This is a genomic window from Mycobacterium sp. Aquia_213 (genome assembly GCF_026625985.1).
Classification (GTDB): Bacteria; Actinomycetota; Actinomycetes; order Mycobacteriales; family Mycobacteriaceae; genus Mycobacterium.
The window spans coordinates 3406090-3427193 of sequence record NZ_CP113116.1 but is presented as its reverse complement, the minus strand read 5'-3'; the positions used below and the strand labels follow the sequence as shown (position 1 = coordinate 3427193).

At 60.2% G+C, this 21104-nt stretch carries 18 protein-coding genes; 7 read left to right on the top strand and 11 right to left on the bottom strand.

The annotated features are described in order from the left end of the window. Nucleotides 1–2 precede the first annotated feature (2 nt). Nucleotides 3–950 carry an NAD-dependent epimerase/dehydratase family protein gene (locus LMQ14_RS15920; RefSeq protein ID WP_267730534.1) on the top strand — a complete coding sequence of 316 codons (948 nt, stop codon included), beginning with the start codon at nt 3–5 and terminating at the stop codon, nt 948–950. On the opposite strand, the gene LMQ14_RS15915 is transcribed toward LMQ14_RS15920, so the two are convergent. The 5 genes from LMQ14_RS15915 to LMQ14_RS15895 form a co-directional block, all read right to left on the bottom strand. Continuing rightward, nucleotides 937–1218, bottom strand: coding sequence for a dTDP-4-dehydrorhamnose 3,5-epimerase family protein (locus tag LMQ14_RS15915; protein ID WP_267730533.1), 282 nt, complete (start codon nt 1216–1218; stop codon nt 937–939). The two genes, LMQ14_RS15920 and LMQ14_RS15915, sit on opposite strands and share 14 nt — an antisense overlap. Further along, nucleotides 1215–2303, bottom strand: a complete 1089-nt coding sequence (gene rfbG, locus LMQ14_RS15910) for a CDP-glucose 4,6-dehydratase (RefSeq protein ID WP_267730532.1) — start codon at nt 2301–2303, stop codon at nt 1215–1217. Before rfbG ends, LMQ14_RS15915 begins: the two co-directional genes overlap by 4 nt. Continuing rightward, the gene (gene rfbF / locus LMQ14_RS15905; protein ID WP_267730531.1) at nt 2291–3064 is read right to left on the bottom strand and encodes a glucose-1-phosphate cytidylyltransferase; all 774 of its coding nucleotides are present in this window, start codon (nt 3062–3064) and stop codon (nt 2291–2293) included. Before rfbF ends, rfbG begins: the two co-directional genes overlap by 13 nt. A 242-nt stretch (nt 3065–3306) precedes the next feature. Then, a complete protein-coding gene (locus LMQ14_RS15900; protein WP_267730530.1) occupies nt 3307–4413 on the bottom strand; it encodes a glycosyltransferase family 4 protein in 1107 nt (368 codons plus the stop codon). Next, nucleotides 4410–5375: a GDP-mannose 4,6-dehydratase gene (locus LMQ14_RS15895; RefSeq protein ID WP_267730529.1), complete on the bottom strand. Its 966-nt coding sequence runs from the start codon at nt 5373–5375 to the stop codon at nt 4410–4412. Before LMQ14_RS15895 ends, LMQ14_RS15900 begins: the two co-directional genes overlap by 4 nt. Nucleotides 5376–6159: 784 nt before the next feature. Between LMQ14_RS15895 and LMQ14_RS15890 the strand changes: the two genes are divergently transcribed. From LMQ14_RS15890 to LMQ14_RS15870, 5 genes are all read left to right on the top strand, one after another. Further along, nucleotides 6160–7050, top strand: a complete 891-nt coding sequence (locus LMQ14_RS15890; RefSeq protein ID WP_267730528.1) for an FkbM family methyltransferase — start codon at nt 6160–6162, stop codon at nt 7048–7050. 196 nt (nt 7051–7246) lie between these two features. After that, entirely contained in the window at nt 7247–8269 is a 1023-nt protein-coding gene (gmd, locus tag LMQ14_RS15885; RefSeq protein WP_267730527.1) for a GDP-mannose 4,6-dehydratase, read from the top strand. A gap of 8 nt (nt 8270–8277) precedes the next feature. Further along, nucleotides 8278–9240 carry a GDP-L-fucose synthase family protein gene (locus tag LMQ14_RS15880; protein ID WP_267730526.1) on the top strand — a complete coding sequence of 321 codons (963 nt, stop codon included), beginning with the start codon at nt 8278–8280 and terminating at the stop codon, nt 9238–9240. 131 nt (nt 9241–9371) lie between these two features. Next, nucleotides 9372–10103 (top strand): FkbM family methyltransferase, encoded by a 732-nt coding sequence (locus tag LMQ14_RS15875; protein WP_267730525.1) that lies wholly within the window; start codon nt 9372–9374, stop codon nt 10101–10103. A gap of 54 nt (nt 10104–10157) precedes the next feature. After that, nucleotides 10158–10931, top strand: coding sequence for a glycosyltransferase family 2 protein (locus tag LMQ14_RS15870; protein ID WP_267730524.1), 774 nt, complete (start codon nt 10158–10160; stop codon nt 10929–10931). Nucleotides 10932–10946: 15 nt separating this feature from the next. Here LMQ14_RS15870 and LMQ14_RS15865 read toward each other — a convergent pair whose 3' ends face one another. The 6 genes from LMQ14_RS15865 to LMQ14_RS15840 all read right to left on the bottom strand — a co-directional run bounded on the left by LMQ14_RS15865 (nt 10947) and on the right by LMQ14_RS15840 (nt 19829). After that, nucleotides 10947–11720: an ABC transporter permease gene (locus LMQ14_RS15865; protein ID WP_420714520.1), complete on the bottom strand. Its 774-nt coding sequence runs from the start codon at nt 11718–11720 to the stop codon at nt 10947–10949. A 14-nt stretch (nt 11721–11734) separates the two neighbouring features. Further along, entirely contained in the window at nt 11735–12478 is a 744-nt protein-coding gene (locus LMQ14_RS15860; RefSeq protein ID WP_267730523.1) for an ABC transporter permease, read from the bottom strand. Then, nucleotides 12475–13422, bottom strand: a complete 948-nt coding sequence (locus LMQ14_RS15855; protein WP_267730522.1) for an ATP-binding cassette domain-containing protein — start codon at nt 13420–13422, stop codon at nt 12475–12477. The genes LMQ14_RS15860 and LMQ14_RS15855 overlap by 4 nt, the downstream gene beginning before the upstream one ends. A gap of 161 nt (nt 13423–13583) precedes the next feature. Beyond that, on the bottom strand, nt 13584–16520 hold the full coding sequence (locus tag LMQ14_RS15850; protein WP_267730521.1) for an RND family transporter: 2937 nt from the start codon (nt 16518–16520) through the stop codon (nt 13584–13586). A 7-nt stretch (nt 16521–16527) separates the two neighbouring features. Next, nucleotides 16528–19422 carry an RND family transporter gene (locus tag LMQ14_RS15845; RefSeq protein ID WP_267730520.1) on the bottom strand — a complete coding sequence of 965 codons (2895 nt, stop codon included), beginning with the start codon at nt 19420–19422 and terminating at the stop codon, nt 16528–16530. Beyond that, entirely contained in the window at nt 19419–19829 is a 411-nt protein-coding gene (locus LMQ14_RS15840) for an MmpS family protein (RefSeq protein WP_267735539.1), read from the bottom strand. The genes LMQ14_RS15845 and LMQ14_RS15840 overlap by 4 nt, the downstream gene beginning before the upstream one ends. Before the next feature lie 1035 nt (nt 19830–20864). Between LMQ14_RS15840 and LMQ14_RS15835 the strand changes: the two genes are divergently transcribed. Beyond that, a complete protein-coding gene (locus tag LMQ14_RS15835) occupies nt 20865–21095 on the top strand; it encodes an MbtH family protein (protein ID WP_085221865.1) in 231 nt (76 codons plus the stop codon). The last annotated feature ends 9 nt before the right edge of the window (nt 21096–21104 follow it).

Below are 21104 nucleotides of genomic sequence, written 5' to 3'. Positions count from 1 at the left end.
GCATGAAAAAAGCAATCGTAACTGGAGCGACAGGCTTCATCGGATCTCTATTCGTCGAATATCTGACGCAGATGGGCGTGGAGGTACTGGCGCTCGGACGTAAGACTCCCGAAGAGATCAGACCTTTGAGGCGGCAGAAACTCAGCGCAGCCGAATACTTGCAGATCGATATGCGTGACATCTTAAGGCTCCCAGAAGCCTCGGCGAGCCTCGGATGGGAGACCGGCGATGAGTGTGTATTTTTTAATCTCGCCTGGGGTGGCGTCACCCGGCTGTCCGACCTGAACGTGCAAGCGCAGTTGAGCAACGTGATGTCAGCAGTAGATGCACTCAACGCCGCCTACGCGATAGGGTGCGAAAGATTCCTCCATGTAGGGACCATGGAGGAGGCATTCACTTACAGGTATCTTGAGTTAGATCATAACAAGAACAGCGAATACAACCGTCACGTAATTTACTCAGTCGCCAAAATCGCCGCGAAATATGCGCTCAAGTTGAAGGCCAGCCAACTTGGCATAGACTTTATTTACGTACTGCATTCTCACGTCATGGCGCCAGATGACGACAAGGATTCGTTCCTGCAAGTCACGTTAGGGAAGCTCATCAACGGCGAGGAATTGATCTTCTCGACTGGCGAACAGCTATTTGACGTCGTGTCCGCAAGCGACTGCGTGCGAGGCTACGCACTCATCTGCGAGAAAGGGCTGCCCGGCAAGGAATATTGGGTCGGGTCGGGAAACCCAAAGCCTCTGAGGGAATACGTCGAACGAATGTACAACCTGTACCCGTCAGGCATAGAGATGCAGTTTGGAAAGCTTCCCTACAATGACGTGAAACTCACTGAAGAAGATTTCTCCATTGCCGAGTTGGAAAATGATACAGGTTATGCCCCCCGCCTGACTTATGAAGATACAGTCAGGGAACTCCACGACAGCCTCACTCGGAGATGATCACCCGGTCGACCGCGACGTCCCAGACCCGGCCGCGAAGGCAGCGGATCATCTTCATTTCCGCGTACGGCGGGTGTTGGAAATGCATGCCGCGCACGGCGCCGATGCTGCTGGTCCGGGAGTGATTGATCTGCCTGATCTGGCGCTGGCCAAGCACGGGCTGCAATTCCTCGGCGCAGAAGAGGCGGGTGAAGGCGCCGCGGGCATCCCGGTGCGGCACCGACTGCACAATCTTGAGGCCGGCCAGCGGCGTGTCGAGGATCTTCATGTGGTCGCCCAACCTAATCCCGCGGTGGCCGCATCGGCGACGTAGGCCGCCAGTTCATCGGCGCTCGTCAGTGAACCCGATTCCAACTGGAGCCGATACCAGTTGGCTGTGTGATGGATTGCCTGGTCAAGCGTCCACACGGGACGCCACCCTAGCTGCATCCTCGCCTTGGCGCTGTCCAGTTGCAGCAGGCCCGCCTCGTGCGGCTGGGGATCAGATGTCATTTGCCACCGCAGCTGCGGCCAGGTGTGCGCAAGATCGTGGAGTACCTGCTCGACGGTCCGGTTCCCTTCGCCGTCCGGCCCGAAGTTCCACGCATCGGCGCCACCAGCGTCGCCTGCCAGGAGTCGCTGACCCAGCAGCAGGTAGCCGCTGAGGCAATCCAGTACGTGCTGCCACGGTCGCGTGGCGTGCGGCGAGCGAATGACGAGCGGCTCGCCGGCGGCAACCGAACGCACCAGGTCGGGAATCAGCCGGTCCTCGGACCAGTCACCGCCGCCAATTACGTTGCCGCCCCGGGCCGTTGCGAGCAGCGGTGCCGACGGCTGTTGCAGAAATGCGGTCCGAAAGCTCGCGGCCACCAATTCGGCGCCGGCCTTGGACGCGCTGTAGGGGTCGTGGCCCCCCAGGCGATCTCGTTCTCGGTATGCCCAGGGCCATTCGCGATTTTCGTAGCACTTGTCGGTCGTGACGACGACGATGGCACGCACGTCCGGTGCGTGGCGGGCGGCCTCGAGCACATGCGCAGTGCCCATCACATTGGTGGCCCAGGTGGTGATCGGCTCGCGGTAGGAGCGACGGACCAAAGGCTGTGCCGCCAAATGGAATACGATCTCGGGCTTTGCGGTGGCGAATACTCGATGGACTTCCGCTTCGTTGCGGATGTCGATGCGATGATCCTGGATCGCTAGTTGCAGTAGGTTCCAATGGTTGGGCTCCGACGTCGGATCCAACGCGAGCCCAGTGACTTCGGCGCCCAGCGATTGCAGCCACAGACACAACCAGCTGCCTTTGAAGCCGGTATGACCGGTGACCAGCACCCGGCGTCCGCGATACGCCGATCCGAAAGCGTTCAATTCCAGCATTTCCACGGCGCTTCGCCGCTACTCCAGAGTTCTTCGAGCATGTTCTTGTCCCGAAGCGTGTCCATGGGTTGCCAAAAGCCGGAATGCTCGAAGGCCATTATTTCGCCATCGGCAGCGAGACGAGCCAAGGGTGGGCCTTCCCACGAGGTTTGGTCGCCCTCAATGTAATCGAGTATGGCGGGCGAAAGGACGAAAAATCCACCGTTGATGAGGCCGCCATCACCACGTGGTTTCTCGGCAAACCGCGTCACCCGGTCGCCCGTGCACTCTATGGCCCCGTACCGCCCCGGCGGGAGCACCGCGGTAACCGTGGCGAGGCGGCCGTGTTGGCGGTGAAATTCGATGCTCGCGCCGATGTTCACGTCGCTGAGCCCGTCACCATACGTAAAGCAGAACGCCTCATCGTCCCGGATATAGGATCCCACTCGCTTGAGGCGCCCGCCTGTCATGGTGTCCTCACCCGTATCCACCAGTGTCACTCGCCAGGGTTCCGCGTGGCGGCGGTGGACTTCCATTTTATTAGCGGACATATCAAAGGTGACGTCCGACATGTGTAGAAAATAATTCGCGAAGTATTCCTTGATGACGTAACCCTTGTAACCGCAACACACAACAAAATCGTGAATACCGTGGTGGGAGTAGAGCTTCATGATGTGCCATAGGATTGGCCGTCCGCCGATCTCTACCATGGGTTTGGGGCGGATCGTGGTTTCTTCGCTGAGGCGAGTACCCAACCCGCCAGCCAACAATACGGCTTTCATTGGTGCCCCTTCCAACCGTGCCGCTCGGCCACTTCCGGGTCTAAGCGCTGCCCCGGGTCAACTCTGTCACCCCGCATCTGACTGGCTACTTAGGTTCGGTGCTTGCACGCAAGATCGGGCCCTAACGTCCTGAGCATTCTGCGTCGGCCACGAAATGGATGGCGCAGGGCTGAGGGGGGGAGGTTCAGAACGAGTCTCACAATCGACACCCTCCATTAATATCGGTCGACAAATGAACGCGATCAGATGATTTCCCGATAGATTTGCGCCGTCTCGGCCGCGCACTTGTCCCAGGGAAACACGGCGGTGCGCGCATAGCCCCGTGCGCGTAGATCGGCCTGCAGTTCGTCGGTTGTAGCTACACGTTCCAGTGCCGCCCGCAACTCTTCGTGATCGTTCGGGTCGAAATAAACGCCCGCGTCCCCGACTACTTCGGGAATCGAGCCGCCATTGCTACACACGACCGGGCAGCCATGACCCATCGCCTCTAGCGGAGGAAGCCCGAATCCCTCGTATTTGGAGGGACAGACGAACGCGGCAGCTGCCCGGTAGCGGGCGGCCAATTTCTGATCAGATCCCGACTCGTACCGCACCCGATCAGTGATGCCCAGTGCCCCGATCTCTTCGTGCTCGTCGGGCACCAAGGGAGGACCGCCGAAGGCGATCAGTTCGAACTCTTGCAAGACGGGGGAGCTCGCGTAAGCCTGCAGCAGCGTGCTGAAGTTCTTGTAGCCCCGGCGATTCCCCACGTAGAGAAGGAAGGGCGCGGTCTTCTCGCGATCTTCCTGCGTCGTCGTCGCGTCGGCGCCCGCGGTCATTGAGTAGCCGAGGTGGACAACGCTCGTTTTCTCCGGGTTGACGCCGTAGATACGCACAAGGTCTTGTTGCGTGTTCTCGGAAATGCAGATCACATGGTCTGCCCGATCGACCGCGGCGCGTTTGGCTGCGGTCATCCGTTTGGCGTCCGGGAATTCTGCAGGGAGCAGCTCGTGGATCATGTCGTACACCGTCACCACGCGGCGACGGCCCTTTCCGACGGGCTTGAGGGAGAAGTAGGTCTCGTGGACGATGTCGGGGTTCGTTCCCCGCCACGTCCACGGTGCGACGAGCTGATTTGCCTTGGGAATAAGCGAAATCCCACCGATCGTCAGAGGCGGTATATTTACGTACCTACCGCGTGTGAAGCTGCCGCCGGAATCAGCAAGGTACTTGTTGACGTGCCATGGCGCGACAACGGAGACGTCGGAGGCGCCATGGTTCGGTAGGCGGCTCGCCAGTTCGAAGAAATAGCGTGAAACGCCGCCATACGGTTGGAATGAGAAGATCTGGTGATCAAAGGCAATTTTCACGGGCGTTGAGCCCTTTCGCACTCGGCCTCGACCATTGCCTTGACGACGTCGCTCATCCGGTAGGTGGCCGACCAGCCGAGGACCTCCCTGGCTCTCGAAGCATCACCGCGCCCTTCGGCGAGATCCGAAGGGCGCCTTAGTGCCTCCGAGAGATCTGTATGCTCGCGCCAGTCGAGCCCCACCTCGCTGAACGCAGTCGCCGCGAATTCCTCGAGAGTGTGACTCTCGCCGGTAGCTATCACGAAGTCAGACGGCTCAGGCTGCTGCAACATCCGCCACATCGCATCGACATACTCGGGTGCCCATCCCCAATCTCGTTTGATTTGAACGTTGCCCAACGTCAGGCGGGACCGCTCGTCCGCGGCGATACGGACAGCTGCCGCCACGATCTTCTTCGTCACGAAGCGCTCAGGGCGCAAGGGGGATTCGTGATTGAACAATATGCCGGTGCTCGCGTGGAGCCCGTATGCCGCTCTGTAGTTCGCGACGAGCCAATGCGCCGTACTCTTCGCCACGGCGTAAGGGCTGCGGGGACGAAACGGTGTCTGCTCATTCGCCGGGCCACCCACTGTGTCTCCGAAGCATTCGCTCGAGCCGGCACTGTAAAAGCGAATCGGCTTATCGAGGAAGCGGATCGCTTCAAGCAGGTTGATCGTGCCGATCGCGACGCTCTCGAGGGTCTCTACCGGTTGCTCGAACGACAGGCCAACCGAGCTCTGTCCGGCCAGATTGTAGATCTCTTCGGGATCGGTCTCGCGCAGTATGTTGAGCACGCTGCGAAAGTCATTGGTGGCCACGGATTCCAGGTTCACGCGGTCACGGATTCCCAGGCGCGTCAGGTTCGCGAAGGTGCCAATCTGTGCGTCGCGCGACGTGCCGAACACCTGATAGCCCTTGTCGAGGAGCAGCCGCGCCAAATACGCGCCGTCCTGGCCTGATATACCGCAGATGAGCGCTCTCAATCAAACCCTCCTGAGGTGTCTCCCGCCACGTCAGCAAACGCGCAAGGAGGACAACCAGAACGTACGGTACGTTCCGCGTGATGAGCAAGCTTCCACCTTAGATGCGGCGCTCACCTTACGGACCGCCGCTTCATCGCAAAAGTCGATGCTATGAATTCTGATGGAGAGCTGCGACAGGCCCCAATGGCCGGGCGCGGCGTGCGCCTAGAGGACCACACGACCTGCACGGCCGCCGCACCCGAGGCCGTCCGCCTAATCCAAGGGAGTACCCCGGGTTACTTTCCTCCAAGGAAGTACGCCGAGGACAAGCCGCTGGTCGGACCTGTTGCGTCGGGCAGCAGCACGCGGGGGATTGCGTTGCTCATGCGTCTGGACCACGTCGCGGCCACGAGCCTCGACGAAAGCATTTTTCGATCGGTCCAAGTAGCCAGCTTCTGGTAAGCGCACTCCCATCTTGGATATCGGCGTCTTAAATCATTCCGATTACCCCTGCGGCAGAGCACCTTTCGCGTTCACGATGGCGAGATATCAACCTCGTCAGCGCTTCTCGACTCGGCGCCAAAATCCGACTACTGGCTGGTGTTTGGCGCGGAAGTCGTCACGGAAGCCGTTGGGTACCTTGATATTCGAAGCAACTTAGCGGACAGCGTGACGACCCTCAATGCCCATTGCCTCTTGGGTCGATGCTTTGCTAAGAATAGAGATGCTTTGCTAAGAATAGAGTTGCTGACTCAGTGATCGCGGATCGGGCCGCGGCGGGTGTGGGCAGCGGAATAGGATTCACGTGCAACTCAATCTCAATCCGCTGGCCCTCCTCGCGCAAGCCCTGACCGCGGGCGAAGCTAAGCAGCGCACTCTGATTGGCCGCGGGCTCACGTGGCAGGTGTGCGAACGGGAAGTGATCAACGGCCTAGCCGACGTGGAATTCTCGGTGTTCAGTCAATTCGGCGACGACGGCATCATTCAGTGGCTCATCCATCGGCTTTCGGGATTGAGCGAGACCTTCGTAGAATTCGGCGTCGGGGACTATCGAGAGTCCAACACCCGATTCCTGCTGCTGAACGACAACTGGCGCGGACTGGTGATGGATAGCTCCGATCGCAACGTCGCCGTCATCAAGCGCGACGAGATTTCGTGGCGCCATGATCTCCAGAGCGCGTGCACCTTCGTGACGGTGGAAAATATCGACCAATTGATGCTGGATCATGGGTTCGAAGGTGAGATCGGACTTCTTCATATCGACATTGACGGCAACGACTACTGGGTCTGGCGTGGCCTCACTGCCGTACGACCCGCGATCGCGATCATGGAGTACAACAGCGTGTTCGGCGCCGACCGCGCGATCACGATCCCTTACGACCCGAATTTCAGTAGAGCGAGCATCAACAATCTGTACTTCGGCGCCTCGCTGCCGGCGATGTGCGACCTCGCTAGTTCCAAGGGATATGACTTTGTCGGCAGCAACAGTGCAGGCAACAACGCTTATTTTGTTCGCTCCGACTTGCAGCACGGACTCAAGGTCCTGACCGCTGCGGAGGGCTACGTGACATCCAAGTTCGCCGAGTCCAGGGACAGCAAGGGCCGGCTGACTTATCTGCGCGGCGAGCGGCGACTGGCTTCTTTGAAAGGATTGCCTGTGGTCAATACTCGGACGAACGCCGAAGAGAAGCTCTGAGCCGCGCCCTGGAAGCGCTTCATTCATAGCCGCCGCGGCGACCGTATGCCCATCGCTCAACGTCTCTAGCCCGCGACACTTACTATGAGTCGACAGCGGGGCCTTACAGATGCAGCAACGTGAGGAGTGAAGCGGCCGCGATGATGGAATGTCGGACATTTGGTGACGAGGACGCGTCGGCCCCGGGGGGACTCTGATGAAGCGAGCGTTGATCACCGGAATCACCGGCCAGGACGGCTCGTACCTCGCCGAACTACTGCTGGCGAAGGGGTACGAAGTTCACGGGCTGATCCGAAGGGCTTCGACCTTCAACACCTCACGGATCGACCACCTGTACGTCGACCCGCACCAACCGGACGCTCGATTGTTTCTGCACTACGGCGACCTGACCGATGGCACCCGCCTCGTCACCTTGCTGAGCACCATCGAACCCGACGAGGTGTACAACCTGGCGGCGCAGTCACACGTGCGCGTCAGCTTTGACGAACCCGTGCACACGGGTGACACCACCGGCATGGGATCGATCCGGTTGCTGGACGCGGTTCGCCTGTCCAAGGTGGATTGCCGGTTCTATCAGGCGTCGTCGTCGGAGATGTTCGGCGCCTCGCCGCCGCCGCAGAGCGAGCAGACGCCGTTCTATCCGCGCTCGCCGTATGGCGCGGCAAAAGTCTACTCGTACTGGGTAACGCGCAACTATCGCGAGGCTTACGGGATGTTCGCGGTCAACGGCATCCTATTCAATCACGAATCACCAAGGCGCGGTGAGACATTCGTGACTCGAAAAATCACCCGGGCCGTGGCGCGGATCAAGGCGGGCGTCCAGGAAGACGTCTACTTGGGCAACCTCGACGCTGTCCGCGACTGGGGATACGCGCCTGAGTACGTCGAAGGAATGTGGCGGATGCTGCAGGCCAAGGAGCCCGACGACTTCGTTCTCGCGACAGGGCGCGGGTATACCGTTCGCGAGTTCGTCCAGACCGCCTTCGAGCATGCCGAGCTTGACTGGCAGAAGTACGTGAAATTCGACGAGCGCTATCTGCGTCCGACCGAAGTCGATTCGCTGATAGGCGACGCGACCAAGGCGGCGCAGTCGGTCGGATGGAAAGCTTCCGTCCACACCGGGGAGCTCGCACGGATCATGGTGGACGCGGACCTCGCGGCATTGGAATGCGACGGCAAAGCCTGGATTGACAAGCCCAGCCTCTCAGGTTGGAGCTGAGAAACCGGATGGATACTCGGGTCGGAGTGCTGGATCGCGGATTGCCGGTGTATGTCGCCGGACACCGCGGCTTGGTTGGCTCCGCTCTGCTGCGTGGCCTACAGGCGGCGGGATTCACCAATCTAGTTGTGCGCTCTCACGATCAACTCGACCTGACGGATCGGTCCGCGACATTTGGCTTCATCCGGGACGCCCAGCCACACGTCGTGATCGATGCTGCGGCGCGAGTGGGCGGCATCATGGCCAACAACACCTATCCCGCTGAGTTCCTTTCCGAGAATCTGCAGATCCAGGTCAATCTGCTCGACGCGGCCGTGGCTGCGCGAGTACCGCGGCTGCTATTCCTTGGATCGTCGTGCATATACCCGAAATTCGCTCCGCAGCCGATCAAGGAGACCTCGCTGCTCACCGGCTCGCTAGAGCCGACGAACGACGCCTACGCCATTGCCAAGATCGCCGGCATCCTTCAAGTCCAGGCCGTCCGACGACAATATGGCCTGGCCTGGATCTCTGCGATGCCAACCAATCTCTACGGACCGGGTGACAACTTTTCCCAATCGGATTCGCATCTGCTGCCGGCGCTCATCCGCAGGTATGAGGAGGCGAAGGCCGGCGGCGTGCCGGAGGTGACGAACTGGGGAACCGGCACGCCACGGCGCGAGTTGCTGCATGTCGACGATCTTGCAAGCGCCTGCCTGCACCTGCTGGAACATTACGACGGTCCAAGCCACGTGAACGTGGGGACTGGCATCGACCACACAATCGCTGAAATCGCCGAAATGGTCGCCACGACGGTGGGTTACAGCGGCAAAACTCGGTGGGACCCGAGTAAACCGGACGGCACGCCGCGCAAGCTGCTGGATGTGTCGGTTCTGCGTGAGACCGGATGGCAGTCCCGAATTGCGTTGCGAGAGGGTATCGGGGCGACGGTCGCGTGGTATCGCGCCAACGCCGGTGCGGTGCGCAATTGAGCGCGCCGGCGCTGGTGCGATGCGGTGGGGGAGAGCGTCGGAACCCTGCCGGTTAGCCGTTGTTCACGTTCGGGTCGTCACGTTGTTGGGGAGTCCATTCCGCCCCTGTATTCGCGTGTTAGTGTCACAGAATGAATTTGTTTGGTCGTGCCGGCTTGATCGCACGTGGCGTTGCACTTCAGCTGTCGCGTTCCTATTCTGATCGGGATATAAAGCGCCAATTCGTCAAGCACCTTGAATCGCATGAGGTGAATGTAGTTTTTGATATCGGCGCTAACTCAGGGCAATATGCTGCCGGTGTACGCTCGGCGGGCTTCAAGGGGCGAATGATCTCCTTCGAGCCGCTTGCGGAACCTTTCTCGCGGTTGGAGCGTAATGCGTCGGACGATCCCCTTTGGGATTGCCGGCGTTGTGCCCTGGGAGACACCGAAGGCACGATTTCGGTCAATGTCGCAGGCAATGCCGGCGAAAGTAGTTCTGTCTTACCAATGTTGAAACGCCATCAGGACGCCTACCCGCCGGCGAATTATGTCGGTGCCGAAGAAGTGCCGATACGTCGGCTGGACGCGGTCGCGCCGGAAATCTTGAAGCCGACCGACAAAACTTTTCTGAAGATTGACGTTCAGGGTTTTGAACAGCACGTGCTTGCTGGTGGCGAATCGACGATCAAAGACCGTTGCGCCGGTTTGCAACTCGAATTGTCATTCCTCCCTTTGTACGAAGGTGGAATGCTCATCAACCAAGCGCTCGATCTGGTGTATTCGATGGGATTTATATTGACGGGGTTATTGCCGTGCTTCGTCGATCCGCGGGATGGCCAAATGTTGCAGGCCGACGGCATCTTTTTTCGTCAGGAAGATTGATTCAGCGCGGGCGAGGCGCATGCCTGGGCTGACGCTGCTAACGTAGCTAGCGCCATGAATGCGCCGATGTTTTCGATCATCGTTCCCACGTTCAATGTTGCGGCGACTCTTGACGCCTGTCTTCGCAGCGTCGTCCAACAGACAAGCAACGACTTTGAGCTGGTCTTGGTGGACGGTGGTTCCACGGATGGAACCCTCGACATCGCGAAAAGCTTTGCCTCCGAGCTCGGTACACGACTGGTCATACATTCCGGTCCCGATCAGGGGCCCTACGACGCGATGAATCGTGGAGTGGCAATGGCAAGCGGGGCCTGGCTACTCTTCCTTGGCGGTGACGACACCCTCTACGAGGTCGACACGCTGGCCCGGGTCGCCACCTTCGTCGGCGACCATCAGCCCAGCGACCTGGTATACGGCGATGTGATCAACCGTTCAACCGGGACCCGGCATGCCGGCGAGTTCGATCTCGACCGTCTGCTCTTCGAGACGAATATGTGCCACCAGGCGATCTTCTATCGCCGCGAGCTTTTCGCCGGTATTGGGCCCTACAACCTGCGCTACAGGATCTGGGCCGACTGGGACTTCAACATCCGCTGCTTCTCCAACCCGGCGCTCGTTACCCGTTACATGGACATAGTTGTCACGTTGTACAACGACGTGACCGGCATCAGCAGCATGGTCGATAAGGAGTTCAGGAAACGGCTGCCCATATTCTTTTGGGCGGCGGCCTTCGAGATTTCTGGCCGAACGCTGGCGCTCTTCAAGCAAAAGGAAGTTCGCCAATCCGTTTTTCGTCAATGGCTGGTCCGGGCCAAAGCCAGGGGCTAGACCTGGGAAACCGTCTCACATACTGGATTCGGCGGCACGCCGGTAACCGCGCACAGCCCAGGGACCGAAGACCGCGAGCAGCAAGATCGCCCAGGCAAGGGTCATCATCAGGGGCCACAACACTGGTCCGCCGAGGGCCAGTGTCCGCATCGTCTCGACGGGTGGTGATATCGGTTGCACGCGGACAAACGGTTGGAGCCAACTCGGGTAGAGGTAAATCGGCGTGGTCGCGGGGTTGAGGAAGGCGAGCGCGACGGTCGCGCCCACCAGCCAGGTCATGATGGTACGGCCTTTGGTGCGGATGACGAGGGCCATTACCACCGCCGTGAAACCGACCGCCACGATCGACGGGATAAGGACGTACACCAGTACCGACGCCCAGCCATGCGCGAATCGCAGCCCCATGATGATGCCGAGGGCGGTGATAAGTGTCGTACCGACGAGAGCCCGAATGGCCTCCGCGGCGAGCCGGCCCGTGAGTGCGCTTGCCCGGTGCACCGGCAGCACCCACATCCGGCTGAGCACACCCGACTGGCGGTCCATCGTGATGCCGATCGCGTTGCCCAGGGTGCCGAACAGCGCGGACAGCACGGCGCAGAACGGGACCACGCCGTAGGCGCTGTCGATGCCGGTGACCCTACGAACCTGCTCGCCCAAGATCACTTGGTAAAGAACCAGCAGGAAGATGGGGAAGAGCAACGAACCCATCAACACAGCTCGGTCTCTCCGCCACCGGATCAGGAGTCGACCGGCTTGCAGCCAGCTCTCGATCAGCAGTGAGCCCGGCATTTCGGGATGAGATATCACGAGCCCCGCCTCTGCATCCGCACCGTGATGACGCCGAAGACCAGCACCATGCCCAGACACCAGGCCAAGCTGACCGCCAAATTGTTGACCAATACATGACCGCCGCCGAGGCCGCGCAGCGTTTCGACAACCTGGGATACCGGCTGATTGCGAACCCACGGACGCAACCAGGCGGGAAATGTCTTCTCGGGGGCAATCCCGGTGGATAATAGAAACAGCAGCAACTGGGGGACAAACAACGTGTAGCTGGCGCCCTGGAGGCTATTCGAACTCGATCCCAACGCGTCGGCGCCCAGCCCGACAGCCAGGCACAATAGCAGCGCGATAAGCACGAAGGCTACGCCGTTCGTCAGTCCGCCCGTCATTCGGAATCCGTACGCATAGCCGGCGACCATCGCCACTATGAGCGCTAGCGCGGCCCGGACCAGAGTGGCCGCCATGCGCGCGGTTACGGGGGTTGCCGCGGAGATCGGCTGCGTCCGCAAACGCTTGCCCAGACCGCTCAGATGGTCGCGCACCGCGCGGTCGGCGGTCAGTAGCCCGACGAAGATCATCGACTGGACGACCACTGCGGGCACCAGATACTGCGAGTAACTCAGGTGCCCGGTGTCGATCAGGCCGTGCAGCGCGACGCTGAAACCCGCCAAATACGCGACAGGCGACACGATTTCGAAAATCATCTCGCCGTCGCGCGCCGCGGATATCAGCGAACGCTCGGTGAGGGCGGCCAAGGCACTCACGATTGGGCGACGGTCCGTTCCGTGATGTGCAGGAACGCCTCGTCCAGCGACGGCTTACGCAGCGAAATGTCGGCCAGTTCGACACCGAGCGCATCGACGCGGCGAAACACGTCGGCCAGGGTAGCCACTCCGGCGGGGGCAACCACCGACACCGAGTTGGTGTCGCCGTTGACGACGACTCCGTCTAGTCCCGTCAGAGCCGCCGCGACCTGGGGCAGGTCGTCCGGATTTGCCGGGCTCACCTGGCAATAGCCGGTGCCGGCGCGGCGCTTCAGTTCCTCGGCGGTGCCACTGGCGATCACCTTTCCTTGATCGATGACGACGATCGAGTCGCTCAACATGTCGGCCTCTTCGAGGTACTGCGTGGTCAGCAGCACCGTGACTCCCTGCTCGGCCAAGGAGCTCACCAGGGCCCACACATCGCGGCGGGTGCGCGGATCCAACCCGGCGGTCGGTTCGTCGAGGAAGAGCACCTTAGGCGACACCATTAGTGCCGCGGCGAGGTCAGCGCGCCGTTGCATGCCTCCGGAATAGGTGGATATTGCCCGGTCGGCGGCAGCGACAAGATCGAACCGTTCGATCAGTTCGTCAGCCCGGGCCTTCGCTTGGCTGCGACGCAGCCCGCGAAGTCTGCCGAATAGGACTAGGTTCTCCCGGCCCGTGAGCAACATGTCTAACGTGATGAACTGCCCGGTCATCGAGATGCTGGCGCGCACCTGCGCGGGTTGGCGCGCAATGTCGTATCCGGCGACAGTGGCCCGGCCTGAACTTGGACGGATCAGCGTAGACAGGATGTTGATCGTGGTGGTCTTGCCGGCGCCGTTGTGGCCGAGCAGGCCGCAAACTGTTCCCGGTGGAACCGAGAAGCTGACGCCACTCAGCGCAGGCGTGTTTCGCCCGAATGTCTTCGCAAGGCCGTCGACTTCGATTGCCAGTGAGCTCACGGTAGGGAGTATTCCATCGTTGGCGCCAGTGCGTTGACGGTTTTGCTGTTAAATGGTCCAGGACAGTGCTTTTCGAGCGCCGCCGCAAAAGGTCCAGCGCGCAACTGTTCTATTTGCGAAATGTGCTCAAACTTTTCCCCACTCGCAATCGGCGTCGCCAACTAGACTGACTGCCTTGGGATTTCGGCCGTAGGCGCGTCCCCAGCGTGCTCCTGGCCTAGCAAAGCGCGAACCAGCGGACGGGGGCCTTCCGGCCGCAGCATTTGACTGGCCGGGCGCGGCCGGACTACCTGCGGCCACCAGAACCAGCGTCCGAGCAACGTGGCGATGGTGGGAGTCATGAACGAGCGGACGATCAGGGTGTCGAACAACAGCCCGAGGCCGATGGTCGTACCGACCTGACCGATGATCCGCAAATCACTGGACGCCATCGACGCCATCGTGAAGGCGAACACCAGACCGGCGTTGGTCACGACCTTTCCGGTACCGCCCATTGCGCGAATGATGCCGGTATTGATACCCGCGCCTATTTCCTCTTTCATGCGGGATACCAACAACAAGTTGTAGTCAGACCCCACCGCCAGCAGGACGATCACCGACATCGGCAGGACCATCCAGTACAGCTTGATTCCCAGAATGTACTGCCAGATCAGGACCGAAAGCCCGAACGATGAGCCCAGCGAAAGAGCCACCGTACCGACGATGACCAGGGCGGCGACAAAGCTGCGCGTGATGATGAGCATGATCGTGAAGATCAGGCACAGCGCGCCGATTCCCGCGATCAAGAGGTCGAATTTCGAGCCGTCTTTGAAGTCCTTGAAGGTCGACGCGGTGCCGGCGAGCCAGATCTTGGAGTCTTCCAGGGGCGTCGTCTTGAGCGCCTCCTCGGCCGCCGTCTTGATCTTGTCTACCCGGTCCACGCTTTCGGGCGATGCCGGGTCTCCTTTGTGGGAGATGATGAACCGCGCGGCTTTCCCGTCGGGCGACAAGAATTGATTCATCGCCTTCTGGAAGTCCGCGTTTTTGAAAATCTCCGGAGGCAGATAGAAGGAATCGTCGTTTCTAGAGTTGTCGAACGCCTGACCCATGGTGGTGGCGTCTTTATTGTCGACATCTACTTGGCCGAGGATTCCACCCATGGTGCTGTGCATCGTCAGCGTCGTCGACTTGAAAAACTGCATGCTTGCAATCATCTGCGGGAACTGCTCAAGCAGTTGCGGCAGCAAGGCATCCATTTTGTGGAGATCCACCAACAGATCCTTGAGTTTGTCGCTCAGCTCGTCGACCCCGTCTAGCGTGTCAAAGATCGACCTCAACGCAAAGCATATGGGGATATCGAAGCAATGCTTTTCCCAGTAAAAATAGCTCTTGATGGGTCTGAGGAAATCTTCGAAGTCGGCAAAATGGTCTCTCAACTCGTACAAGAGCGCCGTCATCTCGTCGGTTTTGGTGATCGATTCGTGCGTTAGGGCGGTAAGTTCCGACTGCAATGCGTAAAGGCGTCTCATTGACGCGATCTGTATGTCCATCATGTGGACCTGCTCGAGCATGTCGTCCATGCGAGCCTTCATATATTTGATGTTTTGTGACTGGGCCGAATTCTGCATGGCGAGCATGAAGGGGATCGAGGTGTGTTCGATCGGTGTTCCCTCGGGCCGGGTTATGCCCTGAACCCGGGCAATTCCGGGCACCTTGAATATGGCTCTGGCCAGCCTGTGCAGGACGATGAAATCGGCCGGATTGCGCATGTCATGATCGGATTCGATCATCAGAATCTCGGGCATCATCCGCGCTTGGGTGAAGTGCCGGTCGGCGGCCGCATAGCCGACGTTCGCCGGAATGTCGTCGGGCATGTAGAGCCGGTTGTTGTAGCTGGTCTGATAGCCGGGCAGCGTGACCAAACCGACCAGCGCGACGGCAATGGTCGCGACGAGGATGGGCACCGGCCAGCGGACGATTGCCGTGCCGATTCGGCGCCACCGACCGAAGCGGATGGCTCGCCTTGGATCGAGGAACCCGAAGCGGCCCCCGATGGTGAGGATCGCCGGCACCAACGTCAGCGCGATCACCACGGAAACGACCAAGCCGATGGCGCACGGCACGCCCATGGTCTGGAAGATGGGCATCCGGGTAAAGCTAAGACACAACATTGCTCCGGCGATCGTCAAGCCCGAACCCAACACGACGGGGACAACCCCGCGGAAGGTGTTGTAGTAGGCGGTTTCCCGATCCTCGCCGGCCTGGCGCGCCTCTTGATATCGGCCGAAGAAGAAGATCCCGTAGTCGGTGCCAGCCGCCATCGCAAGGGCCACCAGCAGGTTGACGGCAAACGTCGACAGTTGAACCAGGCTGTGATCGCCGAGAAACGCGACGATGCCGCGGGCCGCGAGTACCTCGATCCCGACGGTGATCAACAACAGAACCACCGTGATGATCGACCGATAGACGAAAAGCAGCACCACGAAAATGATCGCCGCGCCGACCGCGGTCATCTTCAAAATCGATCTGTCACCGGCCTCCTGCATGTCCGAGAACAGCGCCGACGGGCCGGTGACGTAAGCCTTAATGCCTTGCGGCGGCGGATTCTTCGCGAGAATGTCCCGGACGGAAGCAATGGAGTCCTGGCCCTGCGTAGTGCCCTGGTTGCCGGCCAGATTCATCTGGACGTAGACGGCCTTACTGTCGGCGCTCTGGGCGCCCGCCGCGGTGAGCCGGTCGCCCCACAAATCCTGAACGTGCTCAACATGTTTCGTGTCGGCCTTTAACAGGCGCATCAATTTGTCGTAGTACTTGTGCGCGCTGTCCCCGAGTTCCTGTTGCCCCTCGATCACTAGCATCACGAAGCTGTCCGAGTCGGACTCTTTGAAGACCTTGCCCATCCGCATCATCGCTTGCACTGCCGGCGCGTCTTGCGGCGCCAATGGCACCGAGTGCTCCCGGCCGACCCGCTCCAGCGACGGGACGGCAAAAGTCACCAGTAGGGTCAGCGCCACCCAGCCCAGGACGAAGACCAGCGAAAGGTTGCGGAGCGTGCGCGCTACGAACGGCTTCCGGACGGGGGGCGCGGCGGGCGCGGTAGGTATTGGTTCTGTGGTCATGCGCGCCTCACCGCGATTCTTTCAGCAGCAGCGAACGTACCAACGGGCGAGATCCCAAGGGCCGCAGCATTTGGCTTGCGGGGCGGGTGCGCACCTGTTGCGGCCACCAAAACCAGCGCCCGAGCAGCGCCGCAACGGCCGGTGTCATGAAGGCGCGCACCACCAGGGTGTCGAACATCAGGCCCATCCCGATCGTGGTGCCCAGCTGGGCGATGCTGCGCAGGTCGCTGACCGCCATCGAAGCCATGGTGAATGCGAATACCAAGCCCGCGTTCGTGACGACTTTTCCGGTGCCCGCCATGGCGCGGATGATTCCGGTGTGTATGCCGGCGCCCAATTCCTCTTTCATCCGGGAAACCAGGAGCAAGTTGTAGTCAGAACCCACGGCCAGGAGCACGATCACCGCCATCGAAAGAACGGTCCAGTGAATTTGCAGCCCAAGCAAATACTGCCAAACCAGGATGGACATCCCGAAGGAAGCGCCCAGCGAAAGCAATACCGTACCCACGATGACCAGCGCGGCGAGGAAACTACGCGTCATGATCAGCATGATGATGAAAATAAGGCAGAGGGCGGCGACTCCCGCGATCAAGAGGTCGTATTGCGCGCCCTCGACCAAGTCCTTCACCACGGCAGCGGTTCCGGTGAGATAAACCTTCGAATCTTCCAGCGGCGTGCCCTTGAGCGCCTCCTCGGCGGCAGTCCTGATTGGCTCCACCCGGGAAAGGCCCTCGGGCGTTGCCGGATCACCCTTTTGGGCAATAAGCATGCGGGCGTTCTTGCCGTCGGGTGACAGGAAGATTTTCATGACCCGCTTGAACGTCTCCGAGCTGTCGATGATGCTCGGTGGGATGTAGAAACTATCGTCGTTTTTGGAGGTGTCGAATGCCTGCCCCATGGCGTTCGGGTTCTGGCCGCCATTCACCTCCATCTGGCCGAGGGTTCCTTCCATGGTGCTGTGCATTGTCAGCATCATGGTCCGCATGCTTTGCATGGTTTCAATCATTTGCGGGATTTGTATGACCAGCTGCGGCAGAATTAAATCCAATTTATCGAGGTCTGCCACCAATTCAGTGAATTTGTCATTGACCTCGTCGACGCCATCGATTGCGTCGAATACCGACCTGATCGCGTAGCAGACGGGAATATCGTAGCAATGTTTTTCCCAATAGAAGTAGCTACGCAATGGCCGAAAGAAATCTTCGAAGTTCGAGACGCGGTCTCGCAACTCCGCCGTGGTCTTTTGGATTTCATGTGTCTGGCCGACCATGTCATGAGTGGTGGCGGTGAGCTCTTTCATTATTCCCACCATGTGCTGCATCAGCGCAATCATTTTGGCCAGTTCTTCGGCCTGCTTCATCATGTCGGCCATGCGGTCCTTTTGGAACGCCATATTCGTCAGCTGAGACGACTGCGACATGCTCATGATGTACGGAATGCTGGTGTGCGCGAGCGGGGTTCCCTCGGGCCGAGTCACGCTCTGAACCGTGGAAACACCCGGCACCGTGAGGATGCCCTTGGCCAATTGGTTCAATACCAGCATATCCGTGGGGTTGCGCAGGTCGTGGTCGGCTTCGACCAAGAGAATTTCCGGCATCATCATGCGCGACTCGGGAAAATGGCGCCCCGCGGCCGCATTTCCTATGCTGGCGGGGATATCTTCGGGGATGAATTTCTGGTCGTCGTAACTCGGATTGTATCCGGGTAACGTCAGCAACCCGATGAGGGCGACCGCCAATGTGGCAATGAATATGGGCGCGGGCCAGCGAACGATCGCCGTGCCTATTCGGCGCCACCCGCGCACCCGGATCTTCCGCTTGGGCTCGAACAGACCGAAACGGGCCCCAACAGCGAGAAGCGCGGGCGTGAGCGTGAGCGCGACCAGGACAGCGACGGCAATACCCGTAGCATTGGGAAGTCCCAGTGGCTGGAAATAGGGCAGCCGGGTAAAGCTCAGGCACAGAACCGCTCCGGAAATCGTCAAGCCGGAGGCCAGCACAACCTTGGCGACACTGCTGAATGTGGTATAGAAAGCGGTTTCTTTATCTTCGCCGGCCTGCCGGGCCTCCTGATATCGCCCAACAAAGAAGATTCCATAGTCGGTTCCCGTGGCGATGACCGCGGCCACCAAGAGGTTGACTGCGAAAGTGGTAAGACCAATGAGCCCGTGATAGGCGAGAAATGCAACCATTCCTCGGGCTATCGTTAATTGCAGACCGACCATCAGCAACAACAAGATGACGGTAAAGAGTGAACGATAGACGAGCAGCAACGTAATGAAGATCACGGAAAGGCTCGCCAGCGTGACCGTCGTGACTGTCTGCTGGCCCGCTTTGTTCATATCCGCGACGGTTGCGGCGGGGCCGGTGACATAGACCTTGAGTCCGGGCGGCGGGGGCAGGCCGGCCACGATGCCGCGGATGGCCGCGACCGATGCGTCTCCCGCGGATGCGCCCTGGAGACCGCCAAGGTTCAACTGCACATAAGCGGCCTTGCCGTCGATACTTTGCGCGGCGGCCGCCGTGACGGGATCTCCCCAGAAGTTCTGGACGTGCTGGACATGCTTCGTATCGGCTTCAAGCCGGCGCACCAATTCGTCGTAGTACTGGTGCGCGTCGTGGCCGAGGGGTTGGTCCCCCTCGAGCACGATCATCGCGAGAGCGCCGGAATTCGATTCCTTGAAGTCCTGGCCCAGGCGTGCCATCGCCTTGAAGGACGGTGCGTCTACGGGATTCAGCGATACCGAATGCCCTTGCTCGACGACCTCCAGCGGCGGCACGCCGACGGTGAAGAAGACGGTGAGCCCGAGCCAACCCAAGATGATGAGTATGGAAAACCGGTGGACGTTCCGCGCGATGAAGGGTCGCGCGGGCCGCTCCGTGCCTAAGCTTTCGTCGCTCATGCAGCCGTAAGCACGCAGTACGTGAAGGCGTTCACCTCGTGCGACACCTTCTCGGACTTCACGGCGCCATCGACGATGATGCGGCAGCCGATCGTGTCTGTATTACCCTGTGCCACCACGTTTCCCACGATCGACGGCAGTGTCGTCGAGAGATCCATCGACCACGGCAGAGTCACAGCGTTGATGTGCTGCGGGTCGGCGTTGACGTCGAAATAGCTGATATCGGCCACCGTCCCCGGCGCTCCGAAGACCTCATATTTCAGATGCTTCGGGTTGAACGGTTTGCTGTCTTTGACTCGGGAGTCGGCATACGACTGGCGCTTCTCGGAGCCGAATATCCCGTGCAACCGCGACACCGTGAATCCGCCGGCGGTAAGGACCGCGACGATCAGCAGTGGGATCCACAGCCGACCGAGAAGCTTGAACGCTCCCGCCCCCGGATTCCGCCGACCCTTTCGAGCTCCATCGGGTTGGGATCCGGGTGCTGACCGGCGACCGAACCGCCGGAAGCGGCCAGTGGGCTCGCTCACGCCCTGGCTACCTTCGGTGGCGACGTCGGATCGGGCTCGAACATCGTGTTCGACCACCGCACCCCCTTCAACCCGTTCACAGACTCGCTATTTAACCGCTCCAACACCTGCCCAAACCTCCATCGCACCACGCCAGACCTGCGGCGGTCAGCTCAAACGAGCGGCGTTCGGCGCGTGCGACCAGATCTTGATGAGTAAACCATGCCATTGGCTCCGACATCAGATCTTTCGTAACCCGGTACGGGATCGTTACTCGTATCGCGTGGGTAAGGGCACGGTATCAATGCGTGGAATCTGCCCGCGGAGCGGGTGTTGTATGCGTCATTGTCCCGAGCAATGGTGATACACATAACATTCCGGCGCGATCCCGTGCACAAGAGGTCATCCGCCAATCGTGGCCAGCTAACGAAGTGTGAGTGGTTCGCTGAGGTGGCTGTACGCCTGATTTGTCGTCGTCAGATCAACGGCCGGTGTTGAGGCCGGGCGGCAGCGAGGAACCGGGCAGTCGCGCGATGCCATCGGCCCTCGCACCCCGGTAGCTACCGCGGCGCACGCGCATTTGCTGTGGCCATCTCGCCGGCGTTTCCGGTCTGATCTGCGGGTCCTTGCTCTGGCCGCTTCGCCGGTATTCCAGCGCGGCAACTAACGAGCAACGAGAGCGTAACTCGTTCGTTTTCTGACCGCGGGTACCGTACTCTTGGCGGGCGGCAGACCGCCCATACCGTCGCTGCAGGTCACTGCACTCCGAGACGTCAACGCCTGAGCGTTGCGCCGCGCACCGAATTGCCAAGAGGTGTAACGAGTGCTTAACAGATCACATCAGGAACTTTGTCGAAACCTCCGACCGAGCCTGTAGGCCTCCAGTATGGTTTGGAACGACCCCACGTATATCGAGAGAACGCCTGGAGAACTGTGAGCACGAATCCGTTCGACGACGATAATGGCAGTTTTTTCGTGTTGGTCAATGACGAGGAGCAACACAGCCTGTGGCCGACCTTCGCTGATGTTCCCGCTGGATGGCGGGTGGTATACGGCGAGGCCGACCGTGCGGCGTGTCTGGACTACATCGAGCAGAACTGGCCCGATATCCGGCCGAAGAGTCTGCGCGAGCGGCTGGCAGCGGGTCGGAGTTTTGATAAGTAAACCGCCTGG